At 62.9% G+C, this 278-nt stretch carries 1 pseudogene; it reads right to left on the bottom strand.

Annotated elements, in window-relative coordinates:
* Positions 1 to 278: pseudogene (locus EE949_RS28980) on the bottom strand (hypothetical protein); the annotation flags it as partial.

The following is a 278-nucleotide window of genomic DNA, read 5'->3' as shown; positions in this document are numbered from 1 at the left end:
GACCACATGGCTGGTCGGCAATACCGAAATCGGGAACGCCTGTGGCGTCTCCAGGCACTGATTGCTGACCGGCTGACGCTGGAAGGACACGCGAATCGTGTTCTGTGCCGCCAACGCGTACTGCGGAATGCGCGCTTCGATGCGCTCCTTGCGGCCATCGGCATTCAGTTGCATGGCGCCGATCAGGTAGTCATTGAGGAACAGCGTGGCAACCGGCGGTGTACCCGATGCACCCGGCGCTGCGGCGACATCGATCATGGCGGTCACCGGCACACGAC

Source organism: Pseudomonas viridiflava (genome assembly GCF_900602065.1).
Taxonomy (GTDB): Bacteria; Pseudomonadota; Gammaproteobacteria; order Pseudomonadales; family Pseudomonadaceae; genus Aquipseudomonas.
Note: the sequence above shows the minus strand (reverse complement) of the source record. Positions and strands in the feature narration are given on the sequence as shown.